The 17857-nt window shown below is 36.4% G+C and carries 12 protein-coding genes and 1 tRNA gene; 7 read left to right on the top strand and 6 right to left on the bottom strand.

From position 1 onward, the window contains the following. Positions 1-38 precede the first annotated feature (38 nt). Positions 39-470, bottom strand: coding sequence for a hypothetical protein (locus tag DYR29_RS21070; protein ID WP_249413554.1), 432 nt, complete (start codon positions 468-470; stop codon positions 39-41). A gap of 246 nt (positions 471-716) precedes the next feature. Between DYR29_RS21070 and DYR29_RS21065 the strand changes: the two genes are divergently transcribed. From DYR29_RS21065 to DYR29_RS21055, 3 genes are all read left to right on the top strand, one after another. Next, a complete protein-coding gene (locus tag DYR29_RS21065) occupies positions 717-1355 on the top strand; it encodes an alpha/beta hydrolase (protein ID WP_047381019.1) in 639 nt (212 codons plus the stop codon). 120 nt (positions 1356-1475) lie between these two features. After that, positions 1476-2795, top strand: a complete 1320-nt coding sequence (locus tag DYR29_RS21060; RefSeq protein WP_213278386.1) for a PDZ domain-containing protein — start codon at positions 1476-1478, stop codon at positions 2793-2795. A 4-nt stretch (positions 2796-2799) separates the two neighbouring features. Further along, entirely contained in the window at positions 2800-3327 is a 528-nt protein-coding gene (locus DYR29_RS21055; RefSeq protein ID WP_047420395.1) for a hypothetical protein, read from the top strand. Here the strand turns inward: DYR29_RS21055 and DYR29_RS21050 are convergent. The 3 genes from DYR29_RS21050 to DYR29_RS21040 form a co-directional block, all read right to left on the bottom strand. Next, positions 3320-4363, bottom strand: coding sequence for a L,D-transpeptidase (locus DYR29_RS21050; RefSeq protein ID WP_213278385.1), 1044 nt, complete (start codon positions 4361-4363; stop codon positions 3320-3322). The genes DYR29_RS21055 and DYR29_RS21050 overlap by 8 nt on opposite strands. A 184-nt stretch (positions 4364-4547) precedes the next feature. Further along, positions 4548-5384: an XAC2610-related protein gene (locus tag DYR29_RS21045; RefSeq protein WP_213278384.1), complete on the bottom strand. Its 837-nt coding sequence runs from the start codon at positions 5382-5384 to the stop codon at positions 4548-4550. Positions 5385-5393: 9 nt separating this feature from the next. Next, a complete protein-coding gene (locus DYR29_RS21040) occupies positions 5394-5681 on the bottom strand; it encodes a hypothetical protein (protein WP_213278383.1) in 288 nt (95 codons plus the stop codon). Positions 5682-5932: 251 nt separating this feature from the next. Here DYR29_RS21040 and DYR29_RS21035 point away from each other — a divergent pair, with 251 nt between their 5' ends. From DYR29_RS21035 to DYR29_RS21025, 3 genes are all read left to right on the top strand, one after another. Then, on the top strand, positions 5933-6982 hold the full coding sequence (locus DYR29_RS21035) for an AraC family transcriptional regulator (protein WP_213278382.1): 1050 nt from the start codon (positions 5933-5935) through the stop codon (positions 6980-6982). Between the two features lie 135 nt (positions 6983-7117). Further along, complete coding sequence (locus tag DYR29_RS21030) at positions 7118-9964, top strand: TonB-dependent receptor (protein WP_213278381.1); 2847 nt, start codon at positions 7118-7120, stop codon at positions 9962-9964. A gap of 17 nt (positions 9965-9981) precedes the next feature. After that, entirely contained in the window at positions 9982-11163 is a 1182-nt protein-coding gene (locus DYR29_RS21025; RefSeq protein WP_213278380.1) for a phosphatidylinositol-specific phospholipase C domain-containing protein, read from the top strand. A 71-nt stretch (positions 11164-11234) separates the two neighbouring features. Here the strand turns inward: DYR29_RS21025 and DYR29_RS21020 are convergent, their stop codons facing one another. Next, entirely contained in the window at positions 11235-11561 is a 327-nt protein-coding gene (locus DYR29_RS21020; RefSeq protein ID WP_213278379.1) for a winged helix-turn-helix transcriptional regulator, read from the bottom strand. Between the two features lie 711 nt (positions 11562-12272). Between DYR29_RS21020 and DYR29_RS21015 the strand changes: the two genes are divergently transcribed. Then, a complete protein-coding gene (locus DYR29_RS21015) occupies positions 12273-17441 on the top strand; it encodes a T9SS type A sorting domain-containing protein (protein ID WP_213278378.1) in 5169 nt (1722 codons plus the stop codon). Positions 17442-17605: 164 nt separating this feature from the next. Here DYR29_RS21015 and DYR29_RS21010 read toward each other — a convergent pair. Further along, positions 17606-17679, bottom strand: a tRNA-Asp gene (locus DYR29_RS21010). Positions 17680-17857 lie beyond the last annotated feature (178 nt).

Genomic DNA, 17857 nt, shown 5'->3' with positions numbered 1-17857 from the left:
CCTTAGAGCGGTTTTTTTTATATAAATATTGAAATATTTTATGGTTCCAGGAAACTGTAATCGATAGAAGCAACTAATACTCCTTTTCCTTTTTTCTTAACAGTTCTTACAACTTCTCCATCTATGTAAAGATTGATCGTTAACTCAGAATTATCATCCGGCATTGACGCATTAGCATCAAGATTCAACTGTGCCTGGCTGGAGTTCACAAAGAATTCCCCACTTGTCCATGGTGAAGTTACCGGTGACTGCGGAGTATTGTATATCGTGTTCTGAGTTGTGCCCACCTGTGTTACAACACTTATAATGCTCCCTCCTGTCGTGGTCTTCACTTCAAATTGAACCACATGATCCTTAAATTCTTCATCGTCATCTTTTTTACAAGAATTGACAACGGTAATTACAGAAAATAATAAAACGAATAAAAAAGAAAGTCTAAGTAAACTTTTTGAATTGTAAAATTGCTTCATTTCTCCAAATAGATTTTTTAATGTTTCAAATATAAGTTTTTTATTAATATAAAAATAACTTTTATGAAAATTTTCCAACAAAGATTTCCAAATAATATCAAATCAACAAAAACAAAAACCCGTCTCTAAAGTCAAAAAATATACTTCAAAGAAACAATCTTTAAACATAAAGCATCATCCGGCTAAAGTTCATTGTATGAATAATAAAAGTTAAGATTCTGCATATAATTTAATTATCTTTGCTGTATGAATTTAGATTATCTAGTAAGGGAGCCGGAAAATATTACCTCCAATACCCCTATTCTTTTTATGCTTCATGGCTATGGCAGTAATGAGCAGGATCTTTTCAGCTTCAGGGAAACACTTCCCAATGACTGGATCATTGTAAGTTTCAGAGCTCCGCGTGATACTCAATTTGAAGGATATTCATGGTATGATATCAATTTCAACGATCCTGAAAATTTCATTGATGTTCCTCAGGCAAAGGAATCTTTAAATGCCGTTTTGGAAAGTATGCTTAAGATCATCAACCATTATGGGCTTACAGAAAGTAAAGCTCATCTGTGTGGTTTCAGCCAGGGAGGAATTTTATGTTATGCTTTGGCTTTAAAACATCCTGAATTGTTTAATTATGTTGCCTGTCTAAGCAGTTATCCTGAAGATAAAATTCTGGACGGTATTGTAAAAGATAAAAAGAAACTGGAAGGACTTCGTTTCTTTATTTCACATGGTTCCGATGATGCTGTGATTCCACTTGAATGGGGAAGAAAAGCGGCTGACCTTCTGTATGATCTTAGCTGTTATTTCACTTTCAGAGAATATATGAGCGGACATGGTGTCAATCAGAAAAATTATATGGACCTGATGGAATTCTTTTCAAAATAACTAGGACCCAATTTAAAATAAATCCAACGAATAAGCCTACTTCATTGTAGTTTATATAAACATTCCAGCTTTTGGAATGTTTTTTTATTAACATATAGATAATTTCAGTAAATTCAGTAAATGAAATTCAAATTGCTTTTACTGGGATTATTTCTAAGCATTTTTATAAATGCCCAGAACTCTTTTGAGTTGATTAATACGGAAAAAGCGGTGATTCCTTTTCAGTTTATCAACAATCTTATCTTTATTCCTATCAATATTAATGGTGCAGAACTTACCTTCCTGCTGGATACGGGAGTTTCGGAGACTATTCTTTTCAGTCTGGAAAATAAAGAACTGAAACTGAGTAATGTTGAAAAAGTTAAATTTTCAGGTCTTGGGGGAAGTTTAAGTATTGACGGCTTAAAATCTGAGCGTAATTTGGGCAAAATAGGAAATGAAATTGTTAACACATCCATGTCTCTCTATATTATTATTGATGAAGAATTTAATATTTCGCCTCACGTAGGAATTCCTGTAAATGGAGTGGTTGGATATCATTTCTTCAAAGACCATCCCATCTATATAGATTATGCGTCCAAGAAAATAACTGTGTATGAAAATATTGATCTTTTAAAAAAGAAAATCAGAAGGTTTGAAGAATTTCCAATTAGTATTGAAAAAGATAAACCTTATTTGTATGCCGATGTAGAAATGACAAATGAAAAGAAAGACTCAAAATTACTGATCGATCTTGGAAACAGTGATGCCGTATGGCTTTTCCCTACCCTTATTAAAAACTTTGTCTACAACAGACCCAATATTGATGATTTTCTGGGCCGTGGTTTCAATGGAGATATTTATGGTAAAAGAAGCCGTATTCATAATTTCTATCTTGGAAGTTTTAAATTTGAAAAACCTCTTACGGCTATGCCGGATGAATTTTCTATCCAGCATGTCAATTTAGTGGAAAACAGAAAAGGTTCTATAGGTGGAGAAATTATGCGCCGGTTTACTGTTATTTTTGATTATCCTAATAAAAAACTATATCTAAAGAAAAACAGAGACTTTGATGATCCTTTTCATTTTAATATGAGCGGATTGGATTTCAGACAGGATGGGCTGGAATGGCAGCAGGACAGAATAAATATTGAAACTCAAAAATCAGCAAAAGTAATAAATGAAGTTTATAAAGAAGCTTTTCGATATAAATTCAGTCTGAAACCTATATTCTCCATTGCAGGAGTAAGAAAAGACTCTCCCGCCTATGAAGCAGGTTTAAAAAAAGATGACAGAATTATCAGTATCAACGGAGACCAGACTTCAGATATGACCCTGGAAAAAATAGTTGAACTCATGAAATCAAATGAAGGGAAAAGAATTATTATGATCATTCAAAGAAAAAATGAAAAACTGACTTTAAACTTCACTTTGCAAGATCCCATTCCTTATCAAGAATAAAATTATGAATACCGAAGAGACTACATTAGATAGGATAAGAACCAGACCCAGATTTAAAATGTTTACTCATCTTACGAAAGAAGAGTACGCAGAAAATCTGAAAAAATATATGGAAGAGCATAAAGATGAGTTTTCAGGCAATATCAATAAAGAAGTTGCTACCATCTGGATAAAAACAGATTACGACAACTACTGGAAACCATGTCTTGCCCTGCGGGTAGAAATGGAAGATGAGCATACAGCGATACGCGGAGTATTTGGTCCCAGTTCTGCTGTGTGGACATTCTTCATGTTTCTGTATTTCTCCTTTTCTATTCTCTGGATGACTTTCTTCACGATGTATTACGTAGAAAAGCAAATAAAAAGCGCCGAATACCCTTGGGCACTAAGCGCTTCTTTTATCATGTTATTTTTTATTCTTCTTACCTATATTGCTGCAAGATTCGGGCAGCATAAAGGTAAAGATGAAATGCTTAAGCTGAGAAAATTTGCTGAAGAATCTACTTTACAGTTTGAAAAGAAAATTAATTAGACGGAGATTCTACAGGCTTTTCATTCTGAATAGGTGTAGCCATTGCTTTTGCTGTTTTGATAGAATCCACCACTTTTTCTCTGTTGCTTTGTTCTTTTAACATTTTCGGAACCTCAGGCTCAAGAAGCTTGGTGAGTTCTTCAACGGATATATTGTTGGCATTAGGATCATCTAAAAGCTTTCTCCATGGTTTTCTTCCACCCCATTTATAGTCCCCGAATACCATTACCGCTGTACCCTTGGCTTTAGTTGTAGCACCACCAGGATTCAGTATCCAGGTATCTGCATAAGAATACAGCCATTGCGCATCTTTTCTCAGCAATCGAAGACATGAGTGTGAGGCAGGATATCCCGGAAGCGTGTATTCATGCCATCCGATCCCTCCAATATTATGAATATTAAAATTATACGGAAGTTTCCATTCAGTGCTCACTGTGGAAATAGCCAGTTTCTTTTTCCAGTTGGCAAAAGTAAGTCCTCTTGTTGTCTGAGCAGCCTTTTTACCCATACTTGTAGGTCCCCATTTCACAAGACTCCCATTGGAATATACCGCAAAAGCTTGTATCGGGTATGAGAATATGACAAACTTTTTCACTCCGCTTAATACATCCAACTGCATTGGGAATGGTGAATATGCCATCAATGTTGTATCTATTTTCGCTGGAACTACCAGTGTATCAGCATTCCATTTACTTTTAGAATCCAGTCTGTTCAGAGCTAAAATAGCGGTACGTTCTTCTACACTGTATTTCTTACTGTATTCAGCATAGATAGAATCACGCATCTTTTTATCCTTTGGAAGAACAAAAGCATTATAAAACCCATTCTCCTGCATGGCAGGTGGAATAGATTCTTTTTTTACTACAGGAACAGAGTCCTTCTTTATAGAATCCTTTTCTGCCTCCTGTACTTCAGAAGAAGAAACGGTATCTTTAAACGTATCGCTTATTTTATCTATTTCCTTTTTACAGGAAACAAGAAAAACTGCGCATAAACAAGCATAAAGAAAGGATTTTTTCACAGATATGTTTTTCATAAATAAATCGGCCATTTAGTTTGGCTACCCAGTACAAATATCAGACCTAAAATTGAATCACAAAAGACATTATTTAAAATACCGTAAAAAAACGGAGGTTTTATCACTGTAAACGAGGAGTTATAGCTTATAAATTTCTTAAGTTTGCCGATTTCAAAGGAATTTTCACATATTTAAAAGAAGATTATTCTTCTCGCTGTTCTTTCGTGGCAACCCACTCTAAAGTTCCGTTTTTACTAAATCGATAAACGTCCTGATGCCATCTTGCCCCACCTCTGCATCCTGTTTTTAAAAGTTTCTTACTTTTTTCTACAGTCACATCACAAAGACATGAACAGCTTGAGCGGGAATAATCCGGTTCTTTAAGTTTTTCAAAACGTTTGCTTCCCGGATTGTATAAATAAATATCAAACATCCTGTAAACACCCATTCCTTCATCTGGAACAGAGAATGCAATATCATCATAACCATCGAAGTTATAATCATCGATAATGCTCTGTCTTACAAAAGAAGGTTTATCAGGAGCCGGAAGTTCGGTTGCTGTCTTTTTTCCGTCAGGATAAGTAATAGTGAAATGATTATTATAAAAATGATTAAACGCAAGTAAAGCCCCATGCAGGAAATATTTTCCACTTCCGTCGTATTTTTCATCCTCTACCATTTCCAGCGTAAACTTTCTATTGTCTTTTGCTCTTGTATAAGTAATGTTTGAAGCCTGATGCTGCATGATTTCAAACTCGTATACTCCGTTTATTTTCCCTCCTATCATTTCATTCCAGTTGTAATACTCGATATCCGGTTGGCCGTCACTTCTCCCATCCGTATCAACTCTAAAGCTTTTAACCTGTAAAGGAATGATTTCTTTCTTTCCGGAATATTGCACAAAAGCTCCCTTTCCCTGAGCGCCGTAATAAAGAGTTAGCCTGAACTCTTTTGCTTCTCCTGTAGATTTTAGGATAAAAGGCTGTGCGGAATAAACACCAGAGAGCATAATAATACAGAATAGCAACAATTTTCTCATAGGAATAATTTATATAACCAAATTAACCACAAATCTTACCATCCATAATAAGACAATCAACAACAGTATCGAAAACTGAACTTTATTGACGTTTTTATTTCCGAATTTCCATACCAGGATTCTATCAATGATAATCACCACTAATACAGGAACCAGACTGAATAGTAAATACATGCCGAACAATCCATCAGCGGCAGAAACTCCTGTCATTAAAATAACAGAAGCAATCAACGCGGCAATTACTGCAATGATTCCTGCAACAAAAAAGAGCGTCCAGTTTTGAAATTGTTTTTTCATGAATAATATTGTATCAATGGTTGGATATATTGAAACGGATATTGAATCTGGAATAATAAAACATCCAAAAAGCCAGCCAAGGCAGATTCTTATCAGCTAAAATAGGAATAACCACTCAATATAGAAAAGTGGGAATCCCTGAAAAACTGATCAGAATTTGTCTCTTAATTACATTACTAAATTCATATTTAATAATTTGTTAAAGATGCCATGCCCATATTATCTATAATTTTGGCAAAATATCAGTTATCATGTTATATATCATTATGGTAGTTGTACTACAGGCACTTATCACCCTTACGCTGCTGATGTCCCTCATCAAAAACAGGGAATCTGTACTGAATATGCTGCTCCTGTACATTGGAGTGGTCGCACTGGATATGGGGTATGAATATTTCATCATCCAAAGATTTGGCTATGAATCTGTTTTGTATGAAATTCCGGGAAGCCTTCGGGTTTTTAAAGGGCTTATTTTTCTTTATATCACTACATATTTAATTCATGCAAAATGGAGAGATAAGCTTAAATATCTCGTTATTCCGCTGACTTTGGTGGTTATTCACCATGCAATTGCAACTTCTGCCAAAATGCTTGATCTTTCATGGGCGGATCTGGCGATTGCATCTTACAAATCCTATTTCGTTTATTACAGTTATTACTGGATCGTGTGTCTTGTTTTGTGTATTTATTTACTGACAAGATACCGCAAAAACATCACCCACCCTGTAGCCGGTAATTTTCGCTATCTGGTTGGTTATGTATTATTCGGAGTATTAATTTTCTGGATGGTCTACCAGCTGGGTTGGGATACTCTGATCTATCAAAAGATCTACAGCCTACTGTTTCTCTTTCAGTTCGGGTGGATTTTATACGTTTATATTTTAACGTACCAGCACAAACTGCAGGAACAGCAAAATATATCACATTCTTCCGCACCCAAAGAAACCTATCAGTATAAAGATCTTTCAAAAATAGATTTCGATTCTGTACAAAGTGCCATTATTTCCTTCTATCAGGAGAGTCATGTATATCTGGATGAAGAATTTACCTTAGACCAGCTCTCGCATCATCTGAAAATAAGCAAGGCGGATTTAAGCATCACTTTTAATAAACATCTTAATTCCAATTTCCACGAATATACCAATAGAAGCCGTATACAACATTTTAAACAGATTTTGTCGGAAGATCCTTCAGCAAGTGTTACGGACCTTGCGTTTCAATGTGGTTTTAAATCCAAATCTACCTTTTATAAATATTTTAAAAAGGAATTCGACTGTCTTCCTTCTCAGCTTGTTCATTAGTTACAATTATTTAATATTAGCAACTTGCTGATTTACAATATAGTTCACCTCGAACTCAACAGAAGGAGTTGCATAAAATTTAAATGAACGAAAACTTTTGGGGGAGCTGACATCTTTGCACCAAACTTTATAAGGATGTCACGAGAAAGACTTTTTTTAACAAAAGCAGCATTTTTTCTTCTTGGGCCATTGGCCTTTGCACAAACCACCGTACACGGAACTGTAGTAGACAGTCAGGGAAACCTTCCAAATGCCTTGGTTTACATTGAGAACAGCGCACAGAAGGTAACTTCCGATACTGATGGTTCTTTTGTTCTTAACAATGTTTATGACGGAAGTTATAAGCTTGTGGTAGAATATAAGGGATATGATAATGTTTATATTCCTTTCACCATTACGGATAAAAAGGAATTAGATCTTGGATTAATTAAATTCGGAGCCAAGTTTAAAGAAAACAATCTTCAGGAAGTAGTGGTTACCAGTGTGTATAAAGCATCACAGGCGAGAGCAATTACTATGAAGAAAAACTCCAACACGATTACAGAAGTACTGTCTGCCGATGCTATCGGGAAACTGCCGGATCGTAATGCCGCAGATGCTGTACAGCGTATGCAGGGTGTTTCCATTGAAAGAGATATGGGTGAAGGACGTTTTGTAGCGGTAAGGGGAACGCCTATACAATGGACCGCTTCCACTCTGAATGGTAACAGAATGCCGAGCGCCAGCGGTGACAATGCCAACCGTGGAATTCAGATGGATATTTTCCCTTCGGAACTTATTCAGAATGTACGTTTGTCTAAGGCCTTAACTCCAGATCTTGACGGAGATGCCATTGGTGGAAATGTGGATTTTATCACGAAAACTTCACCCAATAGAGAAACTCTGGCTATAAGTATGGCTACAGGCTATGTCAATATGTCCAAATCCCCTACTTACAATACATCCATTGTTTATGGAAATAAAATTACCGATAAGCTGAAATTCATTACCTCAGCAGTAATCTGGGAGCGTTCCACGGCTATTGACCAGATGAGGAATATTTATAACTATGGGCTGAAAGATAAAACAGCCTCCTACTCCATCAATCAGCTTCAGCTTCGCGATTACCTTGCGAACCGACGAACTTTGGGATTCAATTTAGGGTTGGATTATGAGATAGACAGCAGGAATAAATTATACGCCAAAGCATTATACAGCCAGTACAAAGACGGCCAGTCCGTAAGGGAAACCTATTTTAATTTTGACAGCAAAAATGTACTTCTTCAGGCACGTCATGCAGATTATCTTACAGATCTGTATTCTATGCAGCTGGGTGGTAATCATCAGGTGGGACAGCGTATGGAGGTCAATTGGTCCGTATCCAAGGCACGTTCTGAGTTTAAATTCAATTCTCCTGACAACCTTGATCCTCATGAAAGAGGTTATCCTATGGTCAACTTTATGCAGCCAATGACTTATGGAAATCTTTCTGCTGACGGAAGAAAATATATGGCAATGGACGCTCCGGACGGTATTGGCGATACCGGAAGATATACTCTGCCTTATAACCAGCAGGCTATTGCAGCGGATAAACTTAAATTGAATCAGATTATTTTAAGCCAGAACCGTAATAGCGAAACAGATCTCAGAGGGCAAATTGATATTAAATATAAAGCAGCCGATAATTTTGAGCTTAAATTCGGGACCAAATACAATAATAAGAACAAAATCGTCAACAGTTCTCTGCTTGTCTGGATGCCCAAATCATCATTAGGAATTCCCGGAACTCCGGTAACTTACCTGAATCAGCTTGAGCGTGAAGCTTTTCAGTATAAAGGAGGTTTCATGAATCCATTGGGGAATCCTTACAATGCGGTGATCATCGATCAGATTACCAATGCGCAGATTGATCAGATGTACAATCCTGCCACACAAAACAGTTTAGGATTGATGCAGGTGAGCGGTAAAGACAGCAACTCAAATATTACAAGTTCCTATAGAGGTACTGAAAATGTATGGGCGGCTTACCTGATGGGAACCTGGAAGATTTCGGACAAGCTTCAGGTATTGGGAGGTTTCAGAAATGAATATAATGACGTTACCTTCTGGGGCAAAAAAGTCACCTCTAATAAAGACAGTAAAACGGAAGATATTAAAGACAATAAAACTTACAATGTTGTACTTCCTATGGTAAATATGAAATGGAATATCAGCAGTGACAGAATCCTGAGACTTGCCTACACCCGATCTTTTGCAAGACCAGATTTTAACGATTTAAATCCCGGAACCATTGTCAATGACATTACCAACACCATTACTCAGGGAAATACCAAACTGGATCCTACGTTTTCAAATAATTTTGATATTATGTTTGAAAATTACTTTGGAAAACTGGATCTGATAACAGCCGGAGTATTCTATAAAGACATCACCAATCTTATCTACAAAGACCAGTCTGTAGTAGATCTGGCAGGAAGAGCGTATACTTTTACAGCCCCTAAAAACCTTGAAGGAGCCCAACTGTTCGGTTTTGAATTCGGGATCTCTAAACGTTTTGAAAACCTTCCCGGCTTTTTGAAAAATATCGGTTTTGAAGGGAACTATACTTATATCTCTTCCAAAATGAACATGCCGGTATACGAAAACGGCAAACAGACCGGAACAATGTCTACCACGATCCCTAATCAGGCCAAACATATTTTCAATACCATCCTATTCTATGAAACCAGCAAGCTGATGGTGCGTATTGCCGGAAACTACAAAGGAAATTATGTAAGCGAAATCAGAGCGGCTGCCGGTGCAGATCATTATCAGTATTTTGATAAAAACTTTACAGTAGACCTTTCCACTTCTTACAGCCTTACAAAGAAAATCCGTCTGTTTATAGAGCTTAACAATATTCTTAATGAACCCAACCGATTTTATATGGGCACGAAAGACCGGGTAGAAAATATTTCTTATTCAGGAATGCGTGGACAACTGGGATTCAATTTCAATTTTTAATCAAAAGTTTTATTCATATGAAAAAGTATATTTATGGAGCTGCATTTTGTATGACAGCCCTGCTGCAGGCACAGGATAAATGCCAGAATGTAAGAATCAATCAACTGCAGATTGTAGGAACTCATAATTCATACGCCCAGCCGGCAGATCCTAAAGTATTGGATCTGGTAACTCCCATCATCAACGGAATGATGCAGAAATACAGCAGTATGATGTCTGAAGAGCAAAAAGCCAAATTTAAAGAGTACCACCCTTATGGAATGGACCTGAAAGAAGGACTGAATTATAATCACCCTGATTTCACAGAACAGCTCAACGCCAATCTGAGAGGCCTGGAAATAGATGTATACTATGATCCGGAAGGAAGCAGATTCAGCCATCCTGCCACGTATGAGATATTAAAAGCAAAGGGAGTAACAGATCTGGCTTCTTTCAATACAAAAGGTCTGGATCAGCCTGGCTTCAAAGTACTGCATATGGCAGATATCGATTTCAGAACTCACTATCCCACTTTGAAAGATGCACTTACCGCTCTTAAAACCTGGTCTGATCAACATCCTGATCACACTCCGGTCTTCATGATGATCGAAGCCAAAGATTCCGGTTTCCCGATTCTTGAAAACAGTACAAAAGTCCTTCCTTTCGATAAAAAAGCTTATGATGATCTGGATGGAGAAATTGTAAAATACCTTGGGAAAGACAAAATCATCACACCAAAAGAAGTTCAGGGTAAATACCAAACACTCAAAGAAGCTGTAACTCATAATAACTGGCCTAAACTGAACGACAGCAAAGGAAAATTTATTTTTATGCTGCTTCCCGGAAGTGCTGGAACTTTATCTTCAAAAAACAATCCTTACCTCATAGACGGTTCATTAAAAGAAAGAGTGATGTTCCTGAACAGTGAGCCTGATGATTCTTTCGCAGGGTTTATACTACGGGATAACGCCATTGTAAGACAGAAAGAGATACAGGATCTGGTAAAACAGGGTTTTATAGTCAGAACCAGATCAGATATTGAAACCTATGAAGCCAAAACCAACGATTTCACTCGATCTAAGGCAGCTTTCAGCAGTGGTGCACAAGTAATCTCTACGGATTTTTTCCGCTCAGGAAATACTTATGGAACGTCTTATTTTGTACAACCTCCGAAGGGGAAAGATTATCTTAACAATCCTTTAAATTCTTCATGCAAATAAATAGCAAGCCGGTTCTGCTCAGAACCGACTTTTTAGTTTAAAATTATTTTAAAGATAAAATAGTATTCTTTTTATACCAAAGCTTCTAATTGCTGAAAAATGGGGATCAATGCTTTTCCTTTTGCAGTAAGATTATATTCTACGTGTAAAGGTTTCTGCCTGACGACCACTCTTTCCAATACATTCATTTCTTCCAGTTCTCTTAATGCAATGGATAGTGATTGTTTATTCGATCCTTCAATCTCGCGCAGTAAACTGCTAAAACGTAAAGTTGACTTAAATGCCAAACTCAATATTTCCGGTTTTAATTTCCCTGAAAGGGATTTTAAAAGTTTCTGAACAGGGCATATTTCTCTGCCCTCAGTTGAGGTTTCATTAGTCAGATTTTTTTGACTCATTGTGTGTTTTTTTTAATATTGTAACTTTGCAAACATAATGGTTATTAGTAGATTAATACAATTTTATATCCCTATTTATATAAAAACATTACAAAAAGCGTAAAAAAGATAATAGAAAATTCTCATTAATATAATATTTATTTTATGATTTTTTCTTTTTGTTCCTCCTGATTGTAAATTGATATAACTGTATAATTGATTATCCATTATTTTTTATAAAAACTAAAAACCTAAAAACACAAACATGAGAAAAAGACTGTTAATCCCAATCCGGGCTGCTTATATTCTATTATCAGCCTATTATCCATTACAAGATAGCACGACTCCAACAAATCTACCATAATTATTTAAATCAGAATATTGTAATATTTTAACAATTTACCCATCTGATTTGGATTATTTTATTGTGATTTTACAATAAAAAATGGTTGTTATAAATAATCTGTTCTACAAGTCTGCTATTTATTATACTTCTTCTAAATCTATGATTCGGAACCTAGGAACTTGAATACGGGTTATTCATAATATAAAATCAGATAAATCCTAAAAAACATGCATATGAGAAAAAAACTTCCTTATCAATCTGGGCTGTATTACGCTCGGTTGTATCCGTCAAACTCACCACCTAATTGTCACCGGTTAACATTTAAAATATGGCTAACAGACCTATTGGTTCCCAAGAATTATTGAACATATGAAAAAAATTAAATAATGAAAAAAAAACTACTGAAGATTTTTATCTTTCTATTCTTTATTTCATGGTTTACAGGCTTTGCTCAAAGTAATGTTTGCTTTAAGCGTTTACATGGGGGCTTTGCTGAAATCATGATTCCCGTAAACCAATGGAATGGAAATAACGTAACATTAACAGCTCATGGTATCGCAGGAGGACTGGCATTATCACCTGTTACATTAAATACAGTGGATTTACCTAAAGTAACCTCTGCAAGCGATACACAGTATTATTATATTAAACGTACGGCAGCTGCTCCTACTGAAGATCTTGTTTTCGAAGTAAGCAGTCAGTCAGATCCCGCCATATCCTATACCTTACCAGCATTACCACAAGATCAATGGAATACCGCTGGGACGGCTGATGTATGTGGAGTTCCTAAAGCTGATGTATGCTTCAACCGTCTGCATGGAGGCTTTGCTGAAATATTAATTCCCGTAAACCAGTGGAATGGAAATAGTGTGACATTAACAGCTTATGGTATTGCAGGAGGATTGGCATTATCACCTGTTACATTAAATACAGTGGATTTACCTAAAGTAACCTCTGCAAACGGTACACAGTATTATTATATTAAACGTACGGCAGCTGCTCCTACTGAAGATCTTGTTTTTGAAGTGAGCAGTCAATCAGATGCTGCAGTATCTTATACCTTGCCGGCAATACCACCAAATCAATGGAATACCGCTGGGACAGCAGATGTATGCGAAGTTCCTAAAGCTGATGTTTGTTTCAGTCGTCTACATGGCGGGTTTGCTGAAATCTTAATTCCTGTAAATCAATGGAATGGAAATACTGTAACAGTAAAAGCTTTTGGTTACGGAGGAGGGACGGCTTTATCTCCCGTTACATTAAATACAGTGGATTTGCCTAAAGTAATCTCTGCAAACGGTACACAGTACTATTATATCAAACAAACAGCTGCATATCCTACTGAAGATCTTGTTTTTGAAGTGAGCAGCCCATCAGATGCTGCAGTATCTTATACCTTGCCGGCAATTCTACAAGATCAATGGAATACCGCTGGGACATCAGATGTTTGTGGAGTTCCCAAGGCAGACGTTTGTTTCAATCGTCAACATGGTGGTTTTGCAGAAATTCTGATTCCTGTAAACCAGTGGAATGGAAATACTGTAACAGTAAGGGCTTTTGGTTACGGAGGAGGAACGGCTTTATCTCCGATTACTTTAAATACAGCTAGTCTGCCAAAGGTTACATCCGCAAACGGCACACAGTATTATTACATCAAACAAACTGCAGCCTATCCTTTCGAAGACCTAGTTTTTGAGGTGAGCAGCCCATCAGATGCTGCAGTATCTTATACCTTACCGGTATTGCCACAAAGTGAATGGAATAACTTTACACTTCAAAATGCCTGTATAAATAAAGCAAGCGGAGTATGTATCAACCGTAACGGGCAAACTTATACCATTTATATTCCTAAGAATAACTGGAGCGGAACGGATGTCTGGGTAAAATTATACTATCCAAATGGAGGAGTATTGTACAATCATACATTTACAAATCCTGCTACTGAAATTTATAATGGTTTCTTATGCTATAAATTAACTGTTAATTATAATGCTTATACTAATGAAAATATCATTGCCGAAGTTTCCAGCCAAAGCAATGCTGCATTATACATGCTGTTAAACCCTGTGCAACAGTTATGCAATGGCAATGCATGCCCAAATCCTGTAATCCCTACATTTACACAGATTGCAGCTATAAATCAAGGTGGGGTATTTAATTTACCGATTGCTTCAAATGAAGGGATTACCGGTACATGGACACCTGCTCCAAACAATCAGACAACAACTACTTACACCTTTACTCCGGCGCCAGGACAGTGCGCAGGAAATGCAACATTAACAGTTGAAGTAAAATCACTAGACTGGACTAAGGCTCCCAACAGCTACATTTTCACAGGCAAAGATAAGGAAGGCAATAATGTAGACGGATTATATATTCCTGTAAAAAAAGCCTACGAAATGTGGAGAAACGGGAATTATATGAAAGGGGTTGACATACCTCCAGGAACCGTAACCGCTGATGTATTGTGGGAAGATAATATGGGATTGATAAAATCTAAAGAAAATTATACTTTGGATATTATAGGCTCAGGGGAAGATGCAAAAATAAAGGTACCTGTTAATAAGGTAAAAGAAGGAAATGCATTGGTTGTTTTTAAGGTAAATGGAGAAGTATTCTGGTCATGGCACGTTTGGGTAACGGATGCCCCAACAAATGGTACTACCTATAAAAGCTATGATGATGTAAAAAGACAATTAAGCGACGGAACTGTAGAAACTATTCCTAATGCTGAGTGGGGTTGGATGGACAGAAATCTCGGTGCAATTGGAAGTTCTCTTAACGGGGAAGGTTGGAACAGAAACGGAGGCCTTATGTACCAATGGGGAAGAAAAGACCCTTTTCCTCCATTGACAAATAGAGATGCCAGTTTTTATCAGGTAACAGGAAGTGTAGGTAAAATTATTTATAATGAAGCAGTACCAAGATTTAATTTTCCAAACTCTTTTAATTATAAAAATTTTAATGATTTAAGGCTCTTTATCAATAAATCAACAGCAAACATAACAGACAATATTAGGACATCCGTAAAAAATCCTTTAAGCTTACTATATGTCAATGATGACGGTACTGCTAATCCTTCTATATATGGCACTGCTAGTAATGTACCATACTATTACAATTGGTTTGGACAAGTACCAGGACTGCAAACTAGTGATTTAAGTAAGGTTAATTTATGGTCTGATAACTCTTTGGGAGTGCAGGCAACAACAGATATTTCAGTTCCACAGCCCTATAGAAATAAATCGTCTTATGACCCTTGTCCTAATGGATGGAGATTACCTTCATTGTTGGTAGCATCATCATTAAAAAGTATGAGAATAGATTTTACTCCTTTTGGAACTAAAATAAATAGTCCCTTATCTGCATTGAATACATATCAGATTCCTCCCGGATTATCAAATCTTAAAACTTATCTTACAGGCATAAAGATATATCCTCAATACGGTTTTGATATGTCGAATGTAGGAGGAAACAATATTGGAATATTCCCAGGAACAGGATGGATAGGAAACGGTATTAGTACAGATACCAGATATCACGGAAAACCTGAATTTACTGACCAGCTTGAAACATATCTATGGACATCCACAATGACCAGTTTCGGTGGTTATTCATCAATAGCAAGCGCATTAAGATTAATTCCATCTTCTGACCAAATTGTAAATAATTACAGGCCAGATCCTACGAACTACCCTAATGTTTATGGTTTTTATAATTATAGACCAGCTGAAGACTATCCTACAAACAATGCACATGCCTGCCGATGTATTAAAGATCCGTTATTTGTAAAAAATAACTACAACTTTGAAACTACTTTCTTTAGTGAAACTGAAACTTACAAAACAGGACTAGACAATCCTAATACTTATATGGTTACAAAATCAACTGCTGACCAGACTGTTTCAATACCAGTAAGTAAGGCTTTTTCAGTGCAAAGTAATTATTTAGGTAATACCCAAATCTTGAATACAACAAGCTTCAACGACTTAAAAGCGAATATACTTTGGACAGATAATCCGGCTTTAGTAACACGATTAACTGTAAATAATCCTTCTTCCAAAGATGCGATTATCGACGTGAAAGTAAATGCTAACCAATCCGGAAATGCTGTTGTTACTTTACATAATGGTTCAATCAGCAACCCTGTGCATTGGAGCTGGCATATCTGGGTAACCAATACACCTGTTAATTCTCTTACCTATGTCAATGATGACCCTATCATAACTGATAATTATACGAATTATACGCAGCAGGGAACGATCATGAAAACAACAATTCAGGATAGAAATCTAGGAGCTATTGATGTGATGCCGGCACTTTATACGCAGTCAGCAGCTGATATAGCACAGTTAAATAATTCTCAGGGATTACATTATCAATGGGGAAGAAAAGATCCTCTACCTACATTCACTAATATAGCTCCTAATAATACTAAATTTAATGTATTTTCAGGGATTACTAATAATGGGGTTGTAACATATTCTACTTTAACTGAAACTACATATAATTCAACTAATGTAGTGGATTACAACACCTACAAAAGCAGTATCAACACAGCTGATAAAATAGATGTAAGAATAGAAAAGCTACTTGGATATTCTGTAGCAAACCCATTAAAATTCATGAAACCAACTGTTGCTTATCCAACCCGCTCTGATGTAACATATATTCTAGGTTCAGATTGGTTGTTTGACACAAATTATCATGGATTATATGATGAAAGATGGGGCTTAGGCACTAAAAAATCTGTATTCGACCCTTGTCCGGATGGCTGGAGAATTCCCGAGACTGGTACAACTCCTATAAAATCATCTCCTTGGAGCTTAAAAAATAATCCTGAATTTTTTACAAGTGGAGGACGTGATGGTAAGATTGTTGACCTTACTGAAGAAGGCTATTATGGGGCCGTTATTACTCATTATCCAGCAGGGATTATCAGTCCTTACGGCAATACCGTAGGATTTAAATTTGAAAACAGCCTATATAATGTAGGTTATTATCCTAAAGGTTATATGAGAGGTAAGAGATCTGTTCTCAATGCAGGTCAACTAAATGGTACTATTGATGCATTATCAGCAAGTGGAATCTGGTATGCAAACTTGCACCAAAACCTTACCGGAAGAGGTACATTTATGAGTCTGGACAGGTTTAACAGAATTCTTGTGAAATATACAGACGCAGATCCTTATGTAGGCATGAACTGTAGATGTGTGAAACAAGAAGACAACGGTACTCCGAGAGGTCCGCTGCCAGGTATTCCTGTAACACCAAATACAGGTATGCAGGCCAGAACTACTTTTAGTAAAACAGCTATTGAGGAAAAAGTAAAAGACGATAAGCTTGTTTTATACCCTAATCCTGTAAAAGATATCCTGTATATTGAAGCAAAAGACGATAAGGATTATTATTATCAGATTTATAATATGTCCGGACAGCTTGTGAAAGAAGGTAAATTTATCAATAAACAAACAGATGTTACTTCATTATTATCCGGAGCTTATCTGGTAAGAATCAACAATTCTGAAACTATTGTAAAAATTATTAAAAAGTAAATATAAATACATTACTTTAAAACAATGATGGCCGGAATATCTTCCGGCCATTTTTATTGATGTTTAAATATATAAAGCATAAAGCTTTTTTACTTTCGGGTAATCCTAACTTCTATCAAAATAAATAAATAAAAAAAAGTCCTCTATTTCTAGAAGACTTTTTGCGATCCGGACGGGACTCGAACCCGCGACCTCCGCCGTGACAGGGCGGCATTCTAACCAGCTGAACTACCGGATCAATTTTTCAAGGTAAATTGACAAAACTTTTACAATCCGGACTGAACTTTTGATTTTCAGAAAAGCCCTATCCATCTGCTTTAAGCAACTCTCTTATTTAGTAAATGATCAAATAAATCACTTTCATAAACAATCTAAGAGCGTTTGTTTTTAACTGGTGCAAATATATAGCTTTTTTT

The organism is Chryseobacterium indologenes, from assembly GCF_018362995.1.
GTDB lineage: Bacteria > Bacteroidota > Bacteroidia > Flavobacteriales > Weeksellaceae > Chryseobacterium > Chryseobacterium indologenes_G.
The sequence above is the reverse complement of the archived record's forward strand: the minus strand, read 5'-3'. Positions and strand labels throughout refer to the sequence as shown.